Annotated in this window: 17 protein-coding genes and 1 tRNA gene; 3 read left to right on the forward strand and 15 right to left on the reverse strand. The window is 55.0% G+C overall.

Features of this window, described 5'->3' with window-relative positions; genetic code table 11:
- Nucleotides 1–7 precede the first annotated feature (7 nt).
- The 10 genes from KV190_RS00365 to KV190_RS00410 form a co-directional block, all read right to left on the reverse strand.
- The gene (locus KV190_RS00365) at nucleotides 8–2677 is read right to left on the reverse strand and encodes a DEAD/DEAH box helicase (protein ID WP_460194060.1); all 2670 of its coding nucleotides are present in this window, start codon (nucleotides 2675–2677) and stop codon (nucleotides 8–10) included.
- Nucleotides 2674–6966, reverse strand: coding sequence for a hybrid sensor histidine kinase/response regulator (locus tag KV190_RS00370; protein WP_460194061.1), 4293 nt, complete (start codon nucleotides 6964–6966; stop codon nucleotides 2674–2676). Before KV190_RS00370 ends, KV190_RS00365 begins: the two co-directional genes overlap by 4 nt.
- An 18-nt stretch (nucleotides 6967–6984) precedes the next feature.
- A complete protein-coding gene (locus tag KV190_RS00375; RefSeq protein WP_460194062.1) occupies nucleotides 6985–10104 on the reverse strand; it encodes a methyl-accepting chemotaxis protein in 3120 nt (1039 codons plus the stop codon).
- A 197-nt stretch (nucleotides 10105–10301) separates the two neighbouring features.
- Nucleotides 10302–10832, reverse strand: a complete 531-nt coding sequence (locus KV190_RS00380; protein ID WP_149817107.1) for a chemotaxis protein CheW — start codon at nucleotides 10830–10832, stop codon at nucleotides 10302–10304.
- A 4-nt stretch (nucleotides 10833–10836) separates the two neighbouring features.
- Nucleotides 10837–11202, reverse strand: a complete 366-nt coding sequence (locus KV190_RS00385) for a response regulator transcription factor (RefSeq protein ID WP_460194064.1) — start codon at nucleotides 11200–11202, stop codon at nucleotides 10837–10839.
- Between the two features lie 81 nt (nucleotides 11203–11283).
- A complete protein-coding gene (locus KV190_RS00390) occupies nucleotides 11284–12519 on the reverse strand; it encodes a response regulator (protein ID WP_460194065.1) in 1236 nt (411 codons plus the stop codon).
- Nucleotides 12520–12531: 12 nt separating this feature from the next.
- A complete protein-coding gene (locus KV190_RS00395) occupies nucleotides 12532–13167 on the reverse strand; it encodes a MerR family transcriptional regulator (protein WP_149817113.1) in 636 nt (211 codons plus the stop codon).
- A gap of 320 nt (nucleotides 13168–13487) precedes the next feature.
- Nucleotides 13488–14810: a 3-phosphoshikimate 1-carboxyvinyltransferase gene (gene aroA, locus KV190_RS00400; RefSeq protein ID WP_460194067.1), complete on the reverse strand. Its 1323-nt coding sequence runs from the start codon at nucleotides 14808–14810 to the stop codon at nucleotides 13488–13490.
- A 48-nt stretch (nucleotides 14811–14858) separates the two neighbouring features.
- Nucleotides 14859–15401 (reverse strand): TIGR04376 family protein, encoded by a 543-nt coding sequence (locus tag KV190_RS00405; protein ID WP_460194068.1) that lies wholly within the window; start codon nucleotides 15399–15401, stop codon nucleotides 14859–14861.
- Nucleotides 15402–15414: 13 nt separating this feature from the next.
- Nucleotides 15415–16257 (reverse strand): hypothetical protein, encoded by an 843-nt coding sequence (locus KV190_RS00410; RefSeq protein WP_460194069.1) that lies wholly within the window; start codon nucleotides 16255–16257, stop codon nucleotides 15415–15417.
- Between the two features lie 73 nt (nucleotides 16258–16330).
- Here KV190_RS00410 and KV190_RS00415 point away from each other — a divergent pair, with 73 nt between their 5' ends.
- Complete coding sequence (locus KV190_RS00415) at nucleotides 16331–17356, forward strand: YheT family hydrolase (protein WP_460194071.1); 1026 nt, start codon at nucleotides 16331–16333, stop codon at nucleotides 17354–17356.
- A gap of 8 nt (nucleotides 17357–17364) precedes the next feature.
- On the opposite strand, the gene KV190_RS00420 is transcribed toward KV190_RS00415, so the two are convergent.
- The 3 genes from KV190_RS00420 to KV190_RS00430 all read right to left on the reverse strand — a co-directional run bounded on the left by KV190_RS00420 (nucleotide 17365) and on the right by KV190_RS00430 (nucleotide 19669).
- Nucleotides 17365–17436 (reverse strand) — tRNA-Cys (locus tag KV190_RS00420).
- A gap of 51 nt (nucleotides 17437–17487) precedes the next feature.
- Nucleotides 17488–19389, reverse strand: a complete 1902-nt coding sequence (gene sir / locus KV190_RS00425) for a sulfite reductase, ferredoxin dependent (protein WP_460194072.1) — start codon at nucleotides 19387–19389, stop codon at nucleotides 17488–17490.
- 109 nt (nucleotides 19390–19498) lie between these two features.
- Nucleotides 19499–19669: a hypothetical protein gene (locus tag KV190_RS00430; RefSeq protein WP_190278128.1), complete on the reverse strand. Its 171-nt coding sequence runs from the start codon at nucleotides 19667–19669 to the stop codon at nucleotides 19499–19501.
- Between the two features lie 158 nt (nucleotides 19670–19827).
- On the opposite strand from KV190_RS00430, the gene zds reads away from it, so the two are divergent.
- Complete coding sequence (gene zds / locus KV190_RS00435; RefSeq protein ID WP_460194073.1) at nucleotides 19828–21267, forward strand: 9,9'-di-cis-zeta-carotene desaturase; 1440 nt, start codon at nucleotides 19828–19830, stop codon at nucleotides 21265–21267.
- Complete coding sequence (locus KV190_RS00440; RefSeq protein ID WP_460194074.1) at nucleotides 21264–21713, forward strand: SRPBCC family protein; 450 nt, start codon at nucleotides 21264–21266, stop codon at nucleotides 21711–21713. Before zds ends, KV190_RS00440 begins: the two co-directional genes overlap by 4 nt.
- Nucleotides 21714–21720: 7 nt before the next feature.
- Here the strand turns inward: KV190_RS00440 and KV190_RS00445 are convergent, their stop codons facing one another.
- Both KV190_RS00445 and thiC read right to left on the reverse strand, forming a co-directional pair.
- Nucleotides 21721–22710 carry an inorganic phosphate transporter gene (locus KV190_RS00445; protein ID WP_460194075.1) on the reverse strand — a complete coding sequence of 330 codons (990 nt, stop codon included), beginning with the start codon at nucleotides 22708–22710 and terminating at the stop codon, nucleotides 21721–21723.
- Between the two features lie 3 nt (nucleotides 22711–22713).
- Nucleotides 22714–24096 carry a phosphomethylpyrimidine synthase gene (gene thiC, locus KV190_RS00450; protein ID WP_460195309.1) on the reverse strand — a complete coding sequence of 461 codons (1383 nt, stop codon included), beginning with the start codon at nucleotides 24094–24096 and terminating at the stop codon, nucleotides 22714–22716.
- Nucleotides 24097–24105: the final 9 nt, after the last annotated feature.

Below are 24105 nucleotides of genomic sequence, written 5' to 3' on the forward strand. Positions count from 1 at the left end.
ATTCAAGCTATACGGTTGCTGCCTCTAGCTCCACCCCTTCCAGCAAGTCATTCACGGGGAAGCGATCGAGGAGATAGCGAGCCTGCTGGGCACTTTGGCGCAGTTGGGGACTGGTGTGGGGCGCATGGGGAATCTGGGAAAGAAAATCGAGGGTGCGCCGCAGCAACCGCACAATATCACCGGCATCGAGATTGGTTTCAGTGCACAATTCATTCCACGGCGTGCCCAAGGCCCACTGCTCCACCAAGCCAATGAGATCCCACTCGTACCAGAGAGGAAAGATAATGTGATGGCGGCGCTGCACCTGAAACAGCCGACGGCGAATCGGACTCAGGGCGGCAAGGCGTTCTTCCACTTCACTGGGGATGGGGTAGTTGCACCAACTGTCGGAACGGGGCGTTTCAGTGACCAGAGCTGCGATCGCTGCTGCTAAGAGATGGGGGGGCAAGTCATCGAGTTCGCCAGAGGCCAAGGCCAAGGCCAACCAAAGTTCGTTCTCTCCCCGCAGGGCAGCGGCCATTTCCCCAAGGGGGGTGGGGGTTAGATCATTGAGGCCACCAAAGTCTTGCAGTGCAGCAATGAGGGCAAGAAATTGCTCCCAGTGGCGTTGGGACTGTTGATGGAGCTTGTGCTGGCGATCGCGCAGTTCCGTTTGTAGCCGTTCTTCACGACGCACTAGGCGTAGCAGTGAATGGACATTTTGCGGCAGACTCCCTTGCAGTTGGCTCAATTTCGCCTCAAGGTCAGCGATTTTAGCGGCTTGGGCAGCCACTTCCGGCGCGGGTAAGACGGGTGGCAGATCTGGGAGGGCACCGAGGTAGTGATTCGCCTCATTGCAGGGATAACTTTCCCCTAGGCGCAGTTTCATTGCCTCTGGGGGCGGGGGGAGAGTGCTACAGGGGGGGCGATCGGGATAGACACCCAAAATATCATCAATGCCAACGACCCGAAAGCGACCATCGGCCGCAAGACACAGCCAGTGGGGCAACTGCCCGGAGCCAGCAACGGGCTGACAGAGGACGGCGGCTAAGGGGGGATGATCCCGCAGTGGGGATTTAATATGGAGCCATGTTCCCGGTGGCACTGCCATCATAAAGGGGAGCAGTTCTTGGGCACGTTCCTGCTCCGCCTGCTGTTCAAGGATTTTTAGGAGGCGTTGATCCTGCCGCAGCCGTTCCCGCAGCTTTTGATACTGCGCCAGTTGCTGCCGATCAATGCCCGTGAGGCGCTGTTGCACGGTTTGCAATTCTGTTTCCAGTTGGGCGATCGCCTGCCGCTGCGGGGTCAGTTGCAGTGTGGCCAAATATTGCCCAAAACTGCGCTCCACCAATTCCCGCGCTTCTTCGAGGGTGTGGCGTTGGAGCAGGTTCAAGACCATGCCATAGCTGGGGGTAAATTGGCTAATTAGGGGATCCGGGGCGGCTGTGGCCAAAAATGCCGCTTCATGGGCGCCCTCAAAGGGGGTTTGCAAGGTAACCACATGACCCACCGTATCCATGCCCCGGCGGCCGGCTCGTCCTGCCATTTGCAGAAACTCCGAGGCTGTCAAGAGGCGATGACCGCTGTCGGTGCGCTTCGAGAGGGTAGAAATAACAGTGGTGCGCGCGGGCATATTGATCCCTGCGGCCAACGTTTCCGTGGCAAAGACGAGTTTGATCAGGCCTTCTTGAAAGAGGGTTTCCACAAGAGTTTTCACCACGGGTAGCACCCCGGCATGGTGAGCGGCAATCCCTTGGTAGAGGGGGGCAATCATTTCTGGGGCAACAATATCCTGATGTTGTGCCAAAAAGGCCTCGACCCGCTCCGCCAGTGCCTGCTGTTCTGCCTTGGTGAGCAGATTCATGCCCAAGACCTCTTGAACGGCTTGGTCACAGCCGCGCCGACTAAAGATAAAGTAAATGGCCGGCAGCATCTCCCGCTGTTGCAGTTGGCTGACCACGTAGCGGATGCTCAAAAAGTCCCGCTTGCCGCCGCGTCGCCGCAGTTCGGGCTGACCGTGGAGCTTCGGGTTGAGGCGTTTGCGTTGGCCATCCAAGAGGGGGAAGAGTCCCTTGCCATTGCAAAAGTAAAAGTGCAGTGGAATGGGTCGCCAGTCGGAGTAGATGAGTTCAGCATCCCCATGGACGGATTGAATCCAGTCGGTGAGTTGCTCGCCATTGGCGATCGTGGCGGAGAGGGCGACTAGTTGAATTTCCTTGGGGCAGTAGATGATCGATTCTTCCCAAACGGTGCCCCGCTGGCGATCGTTCATGTAGTGGCATTCATCGAGCACCACCACTTCAACCCCCGCAAGGGAGGTACCCACTTCGCCAATGGGGGTGCCGTAGAGCATATTGCGGAAAATTTCCGTCGTCATTACTAGAATTGGGGCATCGCGGTTAATCGAGACATCCCCGGTCAAGAGGCCGACCTGCTCCGCGCCAAACTGCTGCTGAAAGTCACGCCACTTCTGGTTCGAGAGTGCCTTGAGGGGGGTGGTGTAAAAAACCCGCTGCTGCCGCGTCAGGGCACGGTGAATTGCATACTCACCAATGAGGGTTTTACCTGACCCCGTAGGAGCACAGACCACCACAGAGCGACCGGCATCAAGGGCAGCGATCGCCGCTTCTTGAAAGGCATCCAGTTCAAAGGGGAGTTGGGCAAGGAAGTCGGCTAGGGCGGGCGATCGCTCACTCATGGGGTAGGTGTCGGCTCCTGCTGCACAAGGACTTCACCCCTGAGGAGCCGCGCTGCCGCATCCAGTAATTGCTCCTCTAGATAGGGCTTCGTAAAGTAACCCCGTGCCCCCAGTTGTGCGGCCATCTTGCGGTGGCGATCGGCGCCCCGTGAGGTCAGCATGGCGATCGGCAGGTGGTTGAGTTTGGGATCCTTCTGAATCCGCGAGAGCAACTCCAAGCCATCCATGCGGGGCATCTCAATGTCACAGAAGACCAAGTCACAGGGCAAGCCCGAGCGCAGTTTTTCCCACGCATCTTGACCATCCCGTGCCTGCTCGACGCGGTAGCCTGCCCGTGTAAAGGTCATTGAGAGCAACTCCCGCACTGTAATCGAGTCGTCGATGATCAGCACCAAGGGTTCAGAGGCTTCCTCGGGTTCCGCAACATCCATGGTATGGCCAAAGCCACGCCAGTCGCGATCCATGCGTCCTAGGGACAGGTCAATAATTTCCAGCACGTCGGCGATCGCCATTGCGCGGCCATCCCCTTGGACAGTTACTCCAGCAACACCCACTGGCTTCGGCACAGGCCCCGACAACTGTTTGATCACGATTTCCTGTTCGCCGATGACCTGATCCACCTCCATCGCCACGAGATCATCGCCACTGCGCAACACGACAATCGAGACCATGCCATCATCTTGGGTGCTACCGCCATAGACATTGCTACGGCTGATGTTGCGGCTGTACTTCAGCAAATCTCCGAGTTTACGCACCGGCAGCAGGCGATCGTGCCACGAGAGAACACGTTGACCATCTTCTAGGGTTTGGATGCGCTCTTGGGGAATATCCAGCATATCCTCCACACCATCAATGGGGAAGGCAATGCGGCAGTGGTTATCAATGCAGCAAAGAGCTTTGGTAATGCTCAGCGTCAGCGGCAAGCGGATCGTAAATGTGGTGCCTTTACCCACCGTAGAGTCAATGTTAATCGTGCCGCGAATGTCCTCAAGATTTTTGCGCACCACATCCATACCCACACCGCGACCGGCAAGGGCATCGGCTTGATCTTTGGTGCTAAATCCCGATTGGAAGAGGAAGGCATAGACCTCTTGACGCGAGAGATTAGGAGCATCAGCCTCCTTCAGGAGACCCTTCTCGATCGCCTTGCGTTTTACCCGTTCTGGGTCAATCCCCGCCCCATCATCACTGACGGAGATAATCGCTTGACTCCCTTGATAGAAGGCCCGCACCCGAATCAGGCCTTTTTCAGGTTTGCCCAATCGCCGCCGCTCTTCGGGCGGTTCAATGCCGTGATAGACGGCGTTATTGATCAGGTGGGTCATTGGGTCAAAGAGCTTTTCAAGGATGCCCTTGTCAATGAGCGTATCTTCCCCTTCAATCTTTAGTTCCACCTGTTTGCCGATGGTACTGGCAACGCGACGCACGGCGCCCGGTAAGCGGGAAGACATTTCACGGAAGGGCACCATTCGTGAGCGGCTTAACCCCTCTTGGACTTGGGTGGTGACTTGACGAAATTGCCGTGCCACCTGCTCCACTTCATCAATCACGTACTGGATGTCATCCGCCGCCTCCCGCACCCGCACGATCCGCTCAATCACCTCTTGGGAGAGGGTGTGGAAGCCGGTAAAGCGATCCATTTCCAAGGCATCAAACTCGACCCCCGTGGCGTGGGTTCCCCGTTCTCCTTGGCCGTTGGCTGCCCGTGCTGTCGTTACGCCCAACAGTGAACTTTCAAGGAGCGATCGCTCGTAGAGGTCTTGCATCTGTTGGCTGACATCCCCGAGTTGTTGGACTTGGTAGAGCAAGTTATCAAGAAACTGCCGCAGGCGTTCTTGGGTGTCTTCGAGGCTATTGCGGTTGACCACCAACTCCCCAACGAGGTTACTCAAGGTGTCGAGGTGGCGTACGGGTACGCGCATGGTTTGTTCCACTAAGGAGCCACCTTTTGCCCCTGCCCCGGCTCGTCGAGGGGTGGCTGCCTTGGCACTACTCCCTGCGGGTTGGGGAATTAATTTCTCTAAATCGGCAAAACTATCATCAGTGGTGGCGGGTGCTGGGGTGGCTTGCCCCAAGAGTTGCTCGAGATCCTCAAAGGCTGATGGAGGTGGTGCCGCCGTCTCTAAAAGCTGATCCAATTCGTTGAACGTGGCAGCCTCGGGTGGGGGTGTACTGGTTGTACTTTGCTCAATCAGCCCCTCCAATTCCTCTAGGACACTTTCGGGGCTAGCAGGCACCGTGGCATCATTCACCAGCGCTTCCAGTTCAGCCATGCTGGCAGCTTCAGGGGAGAGGACAGATTCCTCGGCCAGCACTTCGGGTTCTGTAATGCCCGCAGCTTCAGGAGAGGCGAGAGATTCCTCGGCCAGTGCTTCAGATTCAGCAACGGTCGCAGCCTCAGGCGAGGTTAGGGACGCTTCCATCAGGGATTCTAGCTCGGCAATGCTGGCAGCCTCAGGAGCGGGTACAACCTCCTCTACTAGTGGTTCGGATTCAGCGATATTTGCCGCTGTGACTTCAGGCGTACTTGGCTCAGCGATCGCCGGCGCCTCGGATAGCGTTTCTGCCCAAGGATCATCAGTGCTTGGCGGGGTAATAAATTCCGCGAGGGCTTCTTCCGCCACATTATCCACGACCAAGTTTTCTAGGACATCATTGAGACTAGGCACCTCTTCAAGGAACTCAGCCACATCCTCAGCGACATCACTGAGAGCAGAGATCTCAAAGTCCTCTTCTAAGGGAAGCAGATCGGGAGCCTCAGTGGTTTCCATCTCACCCAAAAAGTCTTCTAGGGAAGCAACTGCCTCATCAAGAGCGGCCATCTCTGAGGGGGCTTCCTCGGTGAATTGTTCAAGGAATGCATCCAGACCGATTTCGGCGGGTTCTGTGGCTGCACTCTCCTCAGCCGGACTGTCAAGTGTCAAGGGCGCCTCAAGGGTCTCAGCCATACTTTCGGCGATCGCTGGCGGCGTGAGGTCATCGAGGGATGCTTCCTCCACCTCCGCAGAGACCAGCTCACCAGAGAGGTCTTCAATTTCATCGAGGATGGCATCAAAGTTGGGTTCTACCTCAGGCAACTCCTCAGCAGCGGTCATGTTCAAAAAGTCGGAAATTTCCTCATCAAAGGCCGCTTCATCCCCCAGCCCTAAACTGGCCAAATCCTCCTCAAGGGTGTCCTCCAGCCAGTCCGTCGGCAGTGCCGTGGCATCACTAAAAATGTCACTCAATTCTTGGAAATCAGCCCCACTCTCCTCGCCAAAAACCGTGACACCATCGCCACCACTGCTCATTGGCTCCATTGGCTCGGAAACCTCCTCTTCAGGCGCACTCACCTCTGGCGGAGCAACCTCAGAGGCTATTTCAGGGGGTTGCGGTGGTTCCTCAAGAGTCACGGGAGCTGATTCTAAGACCGCAGGCTCTGGCGCTTCTGGAACAACAGCCGGCGCTTCCTCAATCACAGGCGGCTGAAGCGCCACTAAACTGTCACTGGGACGAATCGCACTGCCTTGACCATTGAGCACCAAGTCGCGGGCCGCCATAATCTCTTTGATCACCACGGGTGCCAAAGCCGTGAGGGGCTGAGCTGTGTTACTTACCGCCTGTTGGGCGATCGCCAGCAATTCAACCCACTGGGGCAGCGCAAAGGTTTCCCCCAATTGACCCAAATTAGAACAGGCCTCCGCCAATTCTTGCCGCACTTGGGGCGAATCGGGCTGCTTAAAGAGTTGCAACATTGCCCGCAGGCGATCGGGCACTTCCGTTTGAAAGACTAAGCGGTAGCTGGAATCAGCAACGGGTTGTACCGGCGGCTTCACGGGTTCGGCCACAGGGGGAGAAGGCGCAGTTACCGGGGGCGCTGCCTCTGCTCCTTTGGTCAGGTGGCTCAAGTGGGCTTGCAGTTGATTGAAGACTGGCTCCACCCGATTCAGCGTTGCCGTTGCTGTCTCCTCCGTCAAACCAAAGGGGCCTTGCAATTCATCGAGGAGTTCCCGCAGCGCATCAAAGGCTTGCAAAAAGAGTTGCTCTAGGGTTTCATCCACCGCTACGGGGTGTTCCCGCAGAATTTTGAAGTAGTCCTCCAGCTTGTGGGCGGTGTGCTGAATGCTATGGAGTCCGAGCATAGCCGCTCCCCCTTTGACGGAGTGGGCTGCCCGAAACATTTCACTCATCGCCTCGGGGTCATTGACCACCTGCTGGAGATTCATCAAACTGTCTTCAATGGTGGTCAGGTGTTCCTGCGCCTCCTCAATGAAGTAGCCAAGAATGCGCTTTTGTTGATCGCTTTGCATAGCCCCCTCCCGGATTGCTTAGGCTTGATCTTCAGTATTTTCAACGCGGAACCGTTCCACCGATGCTTGCAAGTTGCGTGCCACACTCACTAGACCTTGCAACGAGTCAGACACCCGCTGTGCCTCCTGAGAGGTGGCCTGCGCTGTCAACTCAATGGATTGCATCACCTGAGCCATAGCTCGCGCCGATTCTGTTTGTTCGACCGTGGCGTTGGTAATCGAGCGCACCAGGGTATCAATTTGCGACGACACTTGGATGATGTCCTCAAGGGAGTGCTTGGCCTGTTCAGCCCGCTTCGTTCCCTCGATCACCTGCTGTGTCCCTTCTTCCATGGCGGTCATCACCGCGCCGGTTTCACTTTGAATTTGCAACACAATCTGTTCAATTTCTTTCGAGGCTTTGGCTGCGCGGTCTGCCAGTTGCCGCACTTCATCGGCGACCACCGCAAAACCCCGACCTGCTTCCCCGGCCCGTGCGGCCTCAATACTGGCGTTCAAGGCCAATAGGTTCGTGCGGTTGGCGATCGACGAGATCACACCGACAATCTTGGCAATCTCTTGGGAAGATTCCGCTAGGCGCTTCACCTTGCGGGTGGTCTCCGCCACCGTTTCCCGAATCTGCAAAATACCCGCCACCGTGCGTTCCACCGCCTCACCACCACGGAGGGCTGTTTCTGAAGCATTGCGTGCCACTTCATTGGCTTCTTGGGCACTTTCAGCCACCCGCTGAATCGCATTGGTCATCATCTGCACCGAGTTCAGGGTGACGGCTAGCTCCTCCGCTTGCCGCAGAGCATCTGCTGAGAGACTACGGGCAAAGGTTTCGTTTTCTGCCGCACCGCGACTCACCTGCTGGGCGGCAATTTTCACCTGTTGCACAATCGTCCGCAGGTTGTGAATTGTCAGGTTAAAGGAGTCGGCCACTGCGCCGAGCACGTCCGCTGTCACTTCCGCTTGTACGGTCAGGTCACCTCGGGCGGCACCCTCGACATCATCGAGGAGTCGGATCACTTGGCGCTGTAAATCATCCCGCTGCCGTTCGTTTTCCTCTGCTTTTTTCTGGGCATCGGCGGTAATTTGCTGGATGGTATCCGTCATTTGGTTAAAGCTCTGTGCCAAGAGTCCCAGTTCATCGTTACTGGTGACCGGCACCCGCGCCGTCATATCACCAGCAATCACGGCATTACACTGTGCCTGCAAATCCGTACAGAAGCGCTTGATGCGGCTGACACTGCGCTGCCCCATGGCATAGACGGCCACCCCGGCGGTGAGACCGGCGGCAGTACCACTCACTAAAGGCGCAGGGCCAGGGGCACTAAAGCCTAAACTAACGGCCCCCGCAGCCAAGGCGGAAAGCACACCGCTGGTTACGGCTGAGGTAATGTTTTGCTGGCCAAAGGAACTCGTGGCCGTTGAGGCTGCTGGGACTGTTCCAGCCACAGGACTAGGACTACGGGGAGGTGTTGAGGGAGTAGCTACTGGTGCTGCAATGGCCACCTGCTCGGTAAAGGCTGAGAGATCCTGACTTGCTGGAGGGGGTGGGGTTTCAGCGCGGCTAGCAGTGCTTTGGCTCAGGTCGAGGCTAAAATCGGCCAAGTCCTCAAGACTTTGCTGGCTGAGATCAAATTCATCCGGTAAAACTGCAAAGGTCTCGGTGCCGGCATCGGTCATCACTGTAGCCTCTGAGCCAACGGCGCCCATGCCATGCACTTGGGGATTGGCAATGGTCATTTCATCATCAAATCCCGCACCGGAGAGATCTGCATTGCCAAAGGAGAGATCCTCTAAGTCAAAGTCGGCAATGGATTCAAAGGGTTCAGCACCACCAGAGCTAGCTTCCCCTTGCGCGATCGCTGGTGCCTCTGGTGCCCTCGGGTCTTCGGCAATGGCCTCACGTCCGGGAAACTCAGACATAGCGATCGTTTGCTCATCGTCAAAGGTAGCGGGGTCAAAGGCTTCAGGAGACAGGGGTTCTGCCACAATATCTGGGGCTTCAAAAGCCTCAAGAGAAGCTGAGAAGTCACCAAAGAGATCGTCTTCCTCCTCGGTTGCATCAGAAGAACTTAATTCGCGCTGCGGCAACAATTCAATGGCATCTGCCGTCTCATTGGTCAACAAATCGCTGATACCAGCGGCAGAGGTAGAGACTTCAGGAACGTTGGTCTCAACGGCTTCCGTCAGATTTGGAAAGAGGCTTTCTTCAGAAATGCTGGCTGCTGGGGATTCCTCAAGACCCGGAAAAAGGCTCTCTTCAGAAACATTTGCTGCGGATTCTGTAGAACCGGCAAAGAGACTCTCTTCAGACACCGCCATCTCAACGGCAAAGGGATCATCAAATGTTTCTGGGGAGGGCGGCGTCATTTCTTGAAAAGGATCTGCAGTACTTTCTGATGTCTCACCATTAAAAATAGGTCTGGCCGGTTCGGACGGGGTCAAAGGAGAACTTCCCATGAGCATCGTGATATCATCATCCCCAATGGCTTCAGCGCCTAGAGGTTGCACCGATTCACCAATGGGAATTTCTGGAATATCCGCTACTGGCTCCTCCAAAGAATTGGCCGAAAAGGCAAAGGGATCCTGAACCGCTGCATCTTCGTCGAAGGGATTAAAGGTACCCTCTTCTAAACTGACGCCAAATTCTTCTTCAATGTCGGCAACCTCGAGATCGTCAAAGGGGTTACTTGTTCCTAACTCACTGCCAAAGTCTTCAAGACTCAATTCCTCTGAGGGGTTCGCGGCTTGGGGTTCCAGAGGGGGTGGGGTAGTTTGCACAAAGGTATTGTCCCCCTGAAGTTGGGTGTGATCTCCTTGCAGGGTGGTGTGATGTTCTTCGCCCCTGTTTTTGGTAGGTTCAGCAGCAGGAATCAAATCCTTAATCTTGGCGAGGCTCTCGTTGGCCAGATTGATCAACTCTGGATCAGTGGTGGCATTGAGAACTGCATGGTACTGCTCTTGAGCCTCGCTGTAGCGTTGTTGACAGCAGTAAATGTGCCCCCGCAGCAGCCGTAGGTTGGGATCGCCCGGTCGGGTGCCCACCAACTGGTCAGTGATTTTGGCCGCTTCTTCGTAGTTGCCTTGCACATAAGCGGCAACCGCTTTTTGATATTCTTGGGTGTGTTGGGTGCTGCTGGATGCCATGGGCTTACTCCCAGAATGGACGATGACAAGGGGCAGATAATTCTAGGGACTCAATTAAGGAAGCTTTAATTACAAAGTATGCGCCAATCCTTGGGAAAGATATCACGGGGGTGTTAATTTTCCTAAAGTGACTGGTGTAGATGAGTTCCATGGTGACACTTGAGCGCGAGTGTCCATTGAGATTCTACTTTTCTAGTTTAGAGTCCCCAGCGAGCACTGCGTAAAATGGCGAGGGGATCCAAAAGCTTAACAATGTCCTGTTGCTCGGCATCAAAAACCCATTCACCACGGACAAAAGGAGCCATCTGATCGCTGACATGAGTCGCGGGCTTAATGGTGTCATTGTTTAGCCACTCCATGCCTCGAACCTGATGAACTGCTAGCCCCACCATTAACTCATCATCCTCAATGGCAATAATCGATAGCTCAGAGCGATCGGTATTCAAGGGGGTGTCATCCCCAAGAAACTTACCAGTATCCGCTACCCAAATCACCTGCCCCCGTAAGTTCAAAATCCCCAGTAGTAGGTTGGAGGTATTGGGCACTGGGGTAATGCGATCGGGAGTCACGGCCACAACTTCGCGCACCCCAATAGCCGGTAGGGCTAGGGTATCACCGCTAGGGATGGTAAAGAGGATATGTAAGTCCCCCTCTGGGGTTCTGAGGTCATCGATATTGCCACTTTCGATGGGGGCATTGGTTGCGAGTAGGTCTGAGCTACTAAACATTTTTTTAGCCTCGCAAGAGTTGCTTAATAGTGCCAACGAGTTCTTTGGGGTCAAAGGGCTTCGTAATGTACGCATCAGCCCCCTGTTTCATGCCCCAATAGCGATCAAACTCCTCACTTTTGGAGCTACAGATAACCACGGGAATGGATTGGGTGCGGGGGTCGGACTTAATTTGCCGACAGACTTCATACCCATTCATGCGGGGCATCACAATGTCGAGGACAACCACATCGGGAGTGCTCTGCTGCAATTGCTCCATTGCCTCGACACCATCGGTGGCAACTGTCACTTCAAAGCCTGTTTTCGCTAGCAATTCGCTAATCATTTCCCGCTGGGGCGGACTATCTTCGACAACTAAGACTTTACTCATAGGGGGTTACACGTACGAATTAAGGGTTTGCTTTATATTCTAAAAGCCTAAGAGGATGACAGGTTGATGACAGCTAACCTGCTAACGGGGAGTCTCAAGGCCTGATTTTGGTTCTAGCACGTCGCCAAAGGACTCGTCTGTTAAGGAAGTCACAGGTGGGGCTGCACCAATATAATGGTGCGTAATTGTTAGTAATTCTTGGGTTGAAAAGGGCTTACTGAGGTAATCAGTGGCACCGGCCACTTTGGCGCGCAGGCGATCGCTCCAACCAACGAGGCTAGTCAGCATAATAATCGGCGTATAACGGAAGCGAGGGGTGTGCCGCAGAAGGGTGCAAAATTCGTAGCCATCCAATTCGGGCATGGCAATATCGAGGAAAATCAGGTCGGGGTTGAGTTGGAAAATGAGACTCAAGGCAGTCAACGGGTGGGCGATCGCCGTGGCTTCATAACCTGCGGCTTGCAGGGTGGATTCAACCACTTGACGGACAGTGGCGGCATCATCCACACACACGACCCGGGGCGATCGCCGCCAAGAGAGGGGGGGAAAGGTACGGGTGTGGCCATTGGTTCCCCAAGAACTGACTTGTAAGTACCCTTGATGGAGATAGGGCAGCAGGAGTTTGCCGACCGTCACACCATCTCGTCCCAGTTGCCGACTCAGACGGCGCAAGGTGATCCGCTCGCGCACGAAGGGTTCGAGTTGGCGAAACCACTGATCCGCTGGATCGTTGCCTGTGGGTTTAATATCCGTCAGTTCGAGGGATTGATCAAGGGAACGCAACTCTGGATGCAGTTTTTTCCATTCCCGCAGATGACTCAGGCTGTCATTGAGCAGCATTGTCAGGGAGAGATTGTGCCATTGGGGGGTGAGGGGACTCGCACTATAAAACTTGAACCAAGCGCGATTGAGGCTAACAACGTCAAAGAGACTCTCCCGCAGCAGTGCCCGCCACACACTATGGATTTGATTGAGCTTGCAGTGATCGAGGAGCCACCACAGGCATTCGTATTCCACCCAACTGGCACCGGCTTTGCTTTCGATGAAGCTATCGGGACTCGGCCAAGGAATGCCCTGCCCATAGAGCAGATCCTGCAACCGCTCTAAACTGTGGCTGTGGCGATCGGCAATATAAACGAGGTGACCATGACTCAAAAAGAGAAGCCACGTATGACCGGCATCATCTTCGAGGTAGAGTTCCCCGGTGCGCTGGCCAAGGGCAAGGGTTTGGCACAGCGTGTAAATATCCGTATCGTTGAGGCATCCTTCCATGGCCGTATTATAGCGATCGCCCGCGGGCTGACCGCGACACCGCATATTCAGTCTCAGTTAGCGCTGGGTATAGCTAGAGAGCAATTGCACCAGTTGCTTGACAAGGGCTTCCTGATCGCGATTGATCTGGGGAAAGTTAAAGTCATCGCGAATATGCACCTCAAAGCCCGGCACTACCTCAATGCGCTTCCAAGATTCTGGTTGCGGTGAATGGCTCGGGGGCGGTACCTCACGGCGGCTGACACTGGGACTAACACGCATGGGTTCCCCATAGCGATGCTCGGAGCGGTCCTGTACCTGCTGCAAAAAGGCCAAAGCTGGGTTGATTGGGGGGGGATTCAATTGCAGATGAACCCCTTGCTCAAGGAGTGCCCGCAGTTCTGGGGTGCTCATGCGATACACCAGCTTGTAAATGGCACCTGCGGTATAGCCCTCCATCAACAGCCGCCGCACCACCAGCAATTGCACCAAGTGGCGATAGCCGTAGCGACCTTCGCGACCAATGCGAGCGGGACGGTCAATCAATTTGCAGGAGGTGTAATGGCGCACTAGACGCGGGTTGACCTCTTCCAAAACACGGTTTTTGGAGTCCTCCTGGGGGAGGTGCTGGGGCAAGAGTTCGTTGGCGATTTCCACCAACTCATCTAATGACCATTGATCCTGAACGTGGATGAAATCTTGAATTGTTGCCATGATGAACAAACACAGCCTTTTTTGAACGAAAAAACAAAGAAGTCAGTTAGAGAGGAATTTCCTTCGCCTAGGTAAAACGCAAGGGCGCCCCTAGAGCAGGAGTGAAACTATATTACCGTATTTTTTTGTTCTGTATCATTTTGGGTCTAATTTAGTCTTACAAGTATCAAGGAAGGTAAACACCTGAATATTAGAAGGCTACAGAGAATTCAATGCAACGCGAAGCTGCATTGTGACACCAAAACAATTTATTTGATGTTAGCATACAGCGTTTGGTGTTGAGTGAAGTTGTCCCAAAAATTACTGGGATTTTTGTGCTGTCAAGCAATTTGTTGCAGAGTTGTTACAAACTCTGGATAGGAGACGGCTGCCGCACTAGCGTTGTGAATGTGGCTTGTTCCTGTGGCATTGAGGGCAGCGATCGCCAGACTCATGGCCATGCGATGATCGCCGTAGGTTTCCACATGGGTGCCTTGCAAGGGCACGCCCCCCTGAATATCGAGGCCATCACTGAGTTCAATGACCTTAGCGCCCATTTTTTGCAACTCGGTGGCCACGGCCTTGAGGCGATCGCTTTCCTTCACCCGCAGTTCTGCTGCATCCCGAATTTCGGTGATCCCTTCGGCAAAGGCAGCGGCCACGGCCAAAATCGGAATCTCGTCAATCAAGCGGGGAATCAATTCACCGCCAATACGGGTTCCCTTCAGTCTCGCCGATCGCACCCGCAAATCTGCCACTGGTTCGCCTGTGACGAGCCGCTCATTTTCAAGGGTAATCTCGGCTCCCATTGCCCAAAGCACGTCGAGAATGCCGGTGCGGGTGGGGTTAACGCCCACATTGGTCAGCACGAGTTCTGAATCAGGGGTAATGGAGGCTGCCACCAACCAAAAGGCGGCTGAACTGATGTCGCCGGGGACAATCACCTTCTGACCCTTTAAGACCGCCGGTCCTTCAAGACTCACCGTACAGGTGGCCTCATCCACGCTCAAACAGGCACCAAAGGCCTGAAGCATACGTTCACTATGATCCCGTGAGCGGTGGGGTTCGCGAATAATGGTGGTGCCTTCGGTGTGGAGGGCGGCGAGCAATAGCGCTGATTTCACCTGAGCGGAGGCAATGGGACTGTAGTAGGTGATTGGCTCTAAGGGCTGTCCTAAAACGGCCAAGGGGGCACGGCTGTGGTGTTGACGCCCCCAAATCTGGGCACCCATCTGCAACAAGGGCGTGACGACCCGTGCCATAGGACGCGATCGCAACGAGGCATCCCCCGTAATCGTAAAAAAGCGACCTGTTTGCGCTGCCAATACCCCCAACAACAACCGCATCGTTGTACCAGAGTTGCCAGCATTCAGCACATCCACAGGTTCTTGGAGATGGCCAATTCCCAAGCCTTGAACCGTGACTGCTGTGGCATTGAGATCTGAAATCTCAGCACCAAGGGCACGAAAACAGGCGGCAGTACTACAGGTATCTTCACCCACGAGCAGGCCTTCAATATGGGTGGTGCCCTCTGCCATGGCCCCCAACATCAGGGCACGGTGGGAAATGGATTTATCCCCCGGTACTTGGAGGGTGCCTTGCAGGGGATGGCCATCAGCCTGAATTTGCCAAGTGTCGTCGGATGTAATCTGAATAACCGCCATGGGACATTTGGATAAAACCGCGTTCTCGATTGTCCCACGTCTGTTACGCTATCGCCCCATCGAGCGCTTCAGTTCCTCGAGGGCAGTTTGCAATTCCAAGCGGCGAAACTCGGCTTCAATTGGATCATTGAGGTCACTGGTCATGTGCGGTGGCGGTGGGGGCGGGGGTGGGGGTGCACTGGCAGTAGGCACACGGTTCATGATTTCTCGCCGGCGATCGCGAATCTTTTGCAGAAGCTGCTGGGTCACGGGAATTTGATTGAGGGCATTGAGGCGCTGAGTCCACAATTGCTCGCCGCGTCGGCGTAATTCGGCCTCCCGTTGCCGTGCCAATTCCACAAGGTCAGGACGTTGAGCCGCCATCGCCGTTTGGATGCGATCGCGCCAGCGGCGAATCTCGGAAACAAGGCCTAAAATTTGCTGTTCACAGGTATTGACTTCCTGTTGCAACCGCAGTAGTCGCTCTTGGGTTTCCCGGTCTTGATCCTCTAGCTCAAGGAGCAGCAGATTGAGTTCAAGCTGCGGATTAGCACGAATAAAGTCCTCGAGTTTTTGCTCTAGGAATGCATTCAAGTCGCGGAAAAAGCTCATGAGTGCCCCTTTCTTAAAAACTTTGGCCAACGGTGAGGGAGCGCACTTCCCCTTGACGCCGTAGCACCGCCCGCTGATTTTGAATCTGTACCAGTTGCCAGCCGTCGTTGCCAATTGTATCGCCCACACTCAAGCGCAGCGTTTGGCCATTGCTTTGAAAAAGAGCCACTGAGCGATCGCCCAGTTCGAGGATGCCAACCAAGGTATGTTGGGGGGGCGCAGGGGTAGGGGCAGGGGGCGCCGGTGTGGCTGCCGGTGTAGGGGCTGTCACCGTTGGTAAATTGGGCAGGGTCACCGTGGGTGTTGTGGGGGCTTGGTAAACAGGAACGTAGATGCGCTCAACGGTTGGGGCAGAGACTGTGGGACTGGGGACAGAATTGCTGGCGATCGCCGGCGGTGAAGGGGTCGGGGTGGCGGCCTGTTGGCTAAGAAGTTGCAGGGAGGTTTGCAGATACTCAGCGAAGGCCATATCGGCAGGGCTGGTGGTTGTGGTCACCGCACCCTCAGGGGCAACTGCGACTGGTTGGCGATTCAGGCTGATCCAGAGGCCAACCCCCAATACAAAGGAGGCAATGCCGACCCCCATCAAAAAGCGATCGCCCCAAGAAAAGGCCTGCTGCGGTTGAGAGCGGTGCAGCCAGCGAGAAGGTTCCGGCGGCGGTGGTGGAGTCGTCGCTTCAAAGGGGACGAGGAGGGAAGGCTCCGGTTCTAAAACCGCTGCTAGGGATTCTGGCTCATTGAGGTCGGCCTCCACAGCGGCAAAGACTTCATCCAGCAAGCGATTGGCTTGGACATCCGTCAGACAGGTTTCCATGGTGTAGGGGTCTGTCCTCTGCGGATCATCGCTCCGTGTCATCACCCATGCCTCACAATGATCACCAAAAACGCCCAACCTTGCTTATTTTGCTTACGATGGATGACTAAATTCTATGCAATCCCTATCCTATTGGCCACCACTGCCGCTGCACTCTGGCGTGATCCACACGGTCTTTACTGCCTATGTCCAACGCTGGGGGTGCCTCTATCCTTGGCAACCGCAAACCAGCCATGTTTTCCATGGGGCGGAGGGCGTGCCCCTGTACGGTGAGGGGTATCGGGTTGGCCCAGCACGCGGAACCATCATTGCCACCTACGGCATTACGGGTGATCTCAAGAATCAATGGTACTTGCATACCCTTGCCCATTGGGCGATCGCCCGCCGCTTTGATGTCGTGCTCTTTGATTGGCGTGCCCATGGCCGCAGCGCGGAGTTGTCCCCCGTGTTAACCAGTGATGGTCTCTACGAAGGGCAAGACTTTGTGGCGATCGCGCAGCAGTGTCAAGGACTTAACTATACCCCTCCCTACTGGTTTGTTGGCTATTCCTTGGGGGGGCAGTTAGCCCTTTGGGGGGCGTGGTATGCCCAACAGCAAGGCGCAACAGACATTGGGGGGGCTGCTGTGATTTGCCCCAACCTTGACTCCAACCGTTCCCTTGCTCACCTCGGCACGACCTTTTGGGGACGGCAATTTGAACGCGCCATCAGCCACCAACTCCAACACTTGGCTCGCTACCTCCATCGCCTTCATCCTCAAATCTTTGATCTCAAAACCGTTGCCCAGATTAACACCATTGCCGGTTTTGATGCCGCCCTCGTCATTGACCGCCTTGGCTTTGGCAGTGTGGCCGAGTATTACGCTGCCAGTAGTCCCTTGCCGCTGTTGCCGCAACTGACAATACCCGTATGGATTCTCTATGCTGCTGATGATCCCCTATTTGATCCCTGTCTTGTGCCGGAACTCCTAGCGATTGCCGAGAGCAATCCTGCCCTCACCCTGCTAATGACAGAACAGGGCGGCCATGTCGGTTTTACCAGCGATCGCAAGTGCCAACGCCTCTGGGGCGATCCTGACTACTGCTGGGGTATCCACCGACTCTTAGATTGGCTAGTGCAGCAAACTGAAACCACAGACTGAATGAACAAAGGCGGCACCCGGATTCGAACCGGGGGATAAAGGTTTTGCAGACCTCTGCCTTACCACTTGGCTATGCCGCCCTATTTGGCGATTTCTCATTATAGCCGATAGGCATCCTATCCTTGCCTGTTTTAGCGCGATTGCTCAAGGTAACGCTGAATCGCTTCACGGGTCACTGCCGCGAGAGACATGCCCTTGGCTGCCGCCAATTCCTTGAGTTGCTGGTATTGATCAGCCCGCACATCCACGCGATAGCGCTTTGTTGTGGCAGTGGGAACGTAATTCGCAGCAAACTCCCGCAGAGCCGCAAAACCAACCCGATGGCAAAAATCACCAAAGGATTCTCCCTGCTGTCGGCGATCGCGATAAAAAACGAGCAACGGCTCTAGGGCTGTTTCCAGTTCAGCAATCGGTAACCGCTCAATATAGACCTCTGCCAAGCGGGTTTGATCGGGACTCCCCCCCAACCAAGTCTGATAGGCGCCGGGGACAATGCCAACAAAGCCCAATTCCGCCAAGTAGGGACGGGCACAGCCATTGGGGCACCCCGTCATGCGAATCACAAAATGCTCCCCTTGGAGTCCCAGCCGATCCATGAGGCGACGAATCCGCTCCAGTACCCCCGGAATCGCCCGTTCCGACTCGGTAATGGCCAAGCCACAGGTGGGCAATGCCGGACAGGCCATGCTATAGCGTTCGAGGGGATCAATGGCATTGACATCACGCACCCCGTGCTGCTCAAGGATGTGCTGAATTGCATCCTGTTGATCGGGAGAGACATCGCACAGGAGCAGATTTTGGTGGGGCGTGACCCGCAGGGGGAGCTGAAAGTCCTTGACGATTTTCTTGAGGGCCGACTTGAGTTTGAAGTTGCCCTGATCAAGGATGCGGCCATTGGCAATGGACAGGCCATAGAAGAATTTGCCATCTCCTTGGGGGTGCCAGCCCAAAAAGTCCTGATAGCGCCACGGCGGCAGCGGGCGAAAGGGTTCGAGGGGTTTGCCAAAGTATTCTTCCACCTTAGCCTTGAATTTTTCGACCCCCCAATCATGAATCAGGTATTTCAAACGGGCGTGGCGCCGATTATAGCGATCGCCATAGTCCCGCTGGGTGGCCACGATTGCCTTCACCGCATCATAGACATCTGCCGCTCGGACAAAGCCAATTTCATCGGCCATGCGGGCAAAGGTTTCTTCTTTGTTGTGGGTGCGTCCCAAGCCACCACCAGCATAGATATTGAAGCCCTCAAGATGGCCTTGGGAATCTGTCATCACCACCAGTGTCAAATCTTGGGAAAAGAGATCTACGGAGTTATCCCCCGGCACTGTGACGCAGCACTTAAATTTGCGGGGCATATAGTGGTCGCCGTAGATTGGCTCTTCGTTATTGGCAAAGATCGTGCCATTGCCATTGCGCTGCCGTGCCGCCTTCACATCGGGGTGCTCTTCGGCGGAGATCACCTTTTCACCATCGAGCCAAATTTCGTAGTAGGCACCGGTTTGCGGGGTCAAGAGATCGGCAATGCGGTGGGCATACTCATAGGCAAGGGTATATTCCGGGCGATCGCGAAAGGGGGCGGGTGGCGCCATCACATTGCGGTTCAAATCACCACAGGCGCCCAATGTCGATCCCATGCTGCGGACAATGGCAGCGATCGCTGCTTTCAGATTCTTCTTGAGAATGCCGTGCAACTGGAATCCCTGCCGTGTGGTTGCTCGCAGGGTGTGGTTGCCATACTCATCCGCTAAGCGATCCAAGGTTAGATAGAGCTGTGGTGGAATATACCCCGCTGGACTGCGGGTGCGCAGCATGAATTGGTAGTCTTTTTCCTGCCCTTTGACGCGGTTATCGCGATTGTCCTGCTGATAGGAGCCGTGGAACTTGAGGATCTGCACCCCCTCTTCGCTAAAACGATTCGTTGGTTCTAGCAATTCTGTGGCCACAGGTTCTCGCAGATGTTGGCTCCGTTCCTTGAGAGCCTCAATTTTTGAGCGTTTCAGTGCCGCATCGGCAGAGGGGGGCGAAGCAACCATAGTATTTCTGTCTTCCAACAGGCGAAAGTAACCAAAATGACGACAGCTAAAAGTCCCTAATCTTGATCGGGAAAGTGAGCTATCTCATTTTAGCGAACCTGTGGAACGATTAACAGGAGGGTTCTTCCTTCGAGGCACAGTCCTTTTGCCAGCAGCGTTCGAGGTAAGCATCGTAATACTGCCGCCAGAACCGTTTGGGATTGAGGGTAAAGCCCGGACTAAATAGCCGTTGGTTCAAATACTGCCAGAGGGGAAAGGCGAGGACACGACGCGTAGCCATAAGCACACCGTGAGCGTGAGCGATTCAAAAACTTCAACTTACCTTGATCATAGACGAGGGTTCTGGGGGGCAAGGGTCTCTGCCAAGTTTCTTAACGCGCGAGAAACCGTCCGAGGGGCGAAAAATGTTAAAATCTGTAAAGTTTTCTGGGATCACCGATGCGGGTTGTCATTGTTGGTGCAGGGTTAGCCGGCTTAGCCGCCGCAGTGGATTTGGTGGATGCCGGTCACAGTGTTGAAATCTATGAATCCCGTCCCTTTGTGGGGGGCAAGGTCAGCAGTTGGCAAGATGCCGATGGAAACCACATTGAGATGGGGCTGCATGTTTTCTTTTACAACTACGCCAATCTCTTTGAACTGATGACCAAGGTGGGGGCGATCGCCAACCTACTGCCCAAGGAACATACCCACACATTTATTAATCGCGGTGGTCAGGTAGGGGAACTGGATTTTCGCTTTCCCTTGGGTGCCCCCTTCAATGGTCTCAAGGCCTTCTTCACCACCAGTCAACTCTCTGCTGCCGATAAATTCTTTAATGCCATTGCCCTTGGCACCAGTCCTGTGGTGCGCGGTCTAGTGGACTATGAGGGGGCGATGCGCCAAATTCGCGCCTTGGATCGCGTCAGTTTTGCGGAGTGGTTTCGGCGGCATGGCGGTTCAGAAAATAGCCTCAAACGCCTCTGGAATCCGATTTCCTACGCCTTGGGCTTCATTGATACCGAGCACATGTCCGCTCGCTGTATGCTGACGATCTTTATGATGTTTGCCGCCAAAACAACTGCCTCACGGCTCAATATGCTTAAGGGATCACCGGCGGAATACCTGCTCAAGCCCTTGGTGAACTACATTGAAGCGCGGGGGGCTAAGATTCATCTGCGGCGACGGGTGAAGGAAATTCTCTTTCGCGGTGAGGATCCGAGCACTTGGCAGGTGGAAGGGTTGGTGATTCCCCTAGGCGAAGAGCTAGAAACAGTTACGGCGGATGCCTATCTATGTGCCTGTGATGTGCCGGGGATTCAACGCCTGATTCCAGAGGCATGGCGATCGCACCCAACCTTTGACAACATCTTTAAGCTCGAGGCCGTGCCTGTGGCTACGGTACAACTGCGATTTGATGGCTGGGTTACGGAACTGCAAGACCCCAGTAAGCAAAAACAGGTGGCGGCAACAGGTATTGATAACCTGCTCTACACTGCCGATGCTGACTTTTCCTGCTTTGCGGATCTAGCCCTCACTAGCCCAGCGGACTACTATCGCGAAGGTCAAGGTTCCCTACTACAAGTGGTGCTTACCCCCGGTGATCCCTTCATCAAAGCCAGCAATGAAGAGATTGCCCAACATGTGCTGCGCCAAGTCCATGAACTCTTCCCCTCGTCGCGCCATCTGAACATGACATGGTACAGTGTCGTCAAATTAGCGCAGTCCCTCTATCGCGAAGCCCCCGGCATGGATCCCTATCGTCCGCCCCAAAAAACACCCGTTCCTAACTTTTACTTGGCGGGCAGCTATACGCAGCAGGACTACATTGACAGTATGGAGGGCGCGACGATGTCCGGACGACAAGCCGCCCAAGCGATTTTGGCAGGAGGTCATGGATGAGTTGGTTAGAGCATACGGTTCAGATTGAAGTGGCAGCCGATGTCGATCGCGTCTGGGCCCTGTGGTCGGATCTAGAGAAAATGCCCCTGTGGATGAAGTGGATTGAATCTGTGGTCATCACCGAAGAAGACCCCACGCTATCTCGCTGGACATTGGCCACAGGCAACTGGCATTTTAGCTGGCGATCGCGCATTTGCCGCCAAGTCAAGCACCAAATTATTCAGTGGGAGTCGGTGGATGGGCTGCCCAATCGGGGCGCAATTCGCTTTTACGATCGCCATGGCAGCACAATTGTTAAGCTCTCGGTCTCCTATGCAATTCCGGGGGTCTTGGGACAAATTATGGATCGCCTTTTCTTGGGGCGTGTGGTTGAAAGTACATTGCAAGCGGATCTCGAACGCTTTCGTGAGTATGCCCAACAGATGCAGCCCACACAGGTTTCCTGAGTTTGGCTTAAAGTTGCGCTAGGCCAAAAGAGATCGCGATCGCCAGCAGGGCTGCACCGGGAAATGTGAGTACCCACGCTATGAAAATTTGCGCCCACACTTGCCAGTTCACTTCCCCTTGATGGCGATAGCCCGCGCCCGTAATCGCGCCTACCACGACTTGTGTCGTACTGACGGGAAAGCCCACCAGACTCGCCGCCCCCACGGTTAAGGCAGCACTGAGATTCGCTAAGCAGCCACTCACAGGGTCAAGGGGGGTAATTTTCTCCCCCGTGGTGCGGATAATGCGTTCGCCGCCGCCATAGGTACCGATCGCGATCGCCAGAGCACAGGCGACAATTACCCAAAGGGGTATCCCAGCGTCATGGGGTAACTGTCCCCAACTCACCAGTGCCAGCGTAATCACCCCCATTGTTTTCTGGGCATCATTGGCACCGTGGGCAACGGCCATCAATGTTCCGGAGAGAATCTGCAACCGTTGCCAGTGCTCTGGGGGAATGTCTTGGGATTGTAGCCATTTCTCGACAAGCGTCATGAAACTCAGGCCAATGGCGATCGCCACCAAGGGGGACACGACCATGGGAATAACCACCGCCTCAACAATCCCCTGCCAATAGATGATCTGTGGTGACACTTGAAAGAGGGCTGCCCCCACCAAGCCACCAATGAGGGCGTGGGAAGAACTACTGGGCAACCCCCAATACCAAGTGAGCAAATTCCAGCCCATCGCGCCGAGGAGGGCGGCACTAATCACGCCAAACCAATGGGCACCCAAGGCACTGCTGTTGAGAATGCCTGCTTCAATTGTTAGCGCCACCCGTGTACTCAAAAAGGCACCACCAAAATTAGCCACAGCAGCAAGAATGAGCGCCGCTCGCAGGGAAAGGGCACGAGTCGCCACCACCGTTGCAATGGCATTGGCGGCATCATGGAAGCCATTGGTGACATCAAAAAGGAGGGCGATCGCAATCAGCCCCCCCTTAAAATCAATGGCCATGCCCTAGGCAGAGGCACTCACTTGATCTTTGTCCTTGGCGAGGAACTTCTCCAGTTCGGCAAGGGCGTCGGCATCCACCTTCGTTTGCATGGGGCAAAACTTCGGCCCACACATGGAGCAGAACTCAGCGGTTTTATAGATATCTGCCGGTAGGGTTTCGTCGTGGTATTCCCGTGCCCGATCCGGATCGAGGGCCAGTTCAAACTGGCGGTTCCAGTCAAAGTTATACCGTGCCCGCGACAGTTCATCATCGCGATCGCGCGCCCCTGGACGATGACGGGCAATATCCGCTGCGTGAGCCGCAATTTTGTAGGCAATCAAGCCATTGCGCACATCTTCAGCATTGGGTAAGCCAAGGTGCTCTTTGGGGGTCACATAGCAAAGCATGGCCGTGCCGTACCAACCTGCCATCGCCGCGCCAATGGCACTGGTGATGTGGTCATAGCCGGGGGCAATATCCGTGACCAACGGCCCAAGGACATAGAAAGGAGCTTCAGAGCATTCTTCCATCTGCTTGCGCACATTGAATTCAATTTGATCCATGGGCACGTGGCCGGGGCCTTCCACCATCACTTGGACATCGTGCTCCCAAGCCTTGCGGGTGAGTTGACCGAGGGTTTTCAATTCCGCCAATTGCGCTTCATCAGAGGCATCATGGAGACACCCCGGCCGCAGCGAGTCCCCGAGGGAGAAGGAGACATCATATTTTTTGAAGATTTCAATAATGTCGCGGAAGTGGGTATAGAGGGGATTTTGCTTGTGGTGATACAGCATCCACTTGGCGAGAATGCCGCCGCCGCGCGACACAATCCCGGTGATGCGGTTTTTTACCAAGGGCAGGTATTCAATGAGAATCCCCGCATGGATCGTCATGTAGTCCACCCCCTGCTGGGCGTGCTTTTCAATCACATGAAGAAAGTCATCAGGGGTGAGCCGCTCAACGCTGCCGTGGACGCTTTCAAGGGCTTGATAAACGGGTACTGTGCCGATGGGCACCGGTGAGGCATTAATAATGGCGGTGCGAATGGCATCAAGGTCACCCCCCCCGGTGGAGAGATCCATCACCGTATCGGCACCATACTTCACTGCGAGACGCAGCTTGGCCAATTCTTCCTCGAGGTTTGAGGAGTTGGGAGAGGCACCAATGTTGGCATTGACTTTGCACTTGGCGGCAATCCCGATCGCCATCGGCTCGAGGTTGGGGTGATTGATATTGGCGGGAATAATCATCCGTCCACGGGCGACCTCATCGCGAATCAATTCTGGGGGCAAGTTTTCGCGCCGTGCCACATAGTGCATTTCTTCGGTGATAATCCCTTGGCGGGCATAATGCATTTGGGTGACATTGTCGTGCCCCTTGCGGGCAGCAATCCATTCGCTACGCACCATTGATAG

Source organism: Thermosynechococcus sp. FA-CM-4201, from assembly GCF_054689355.1.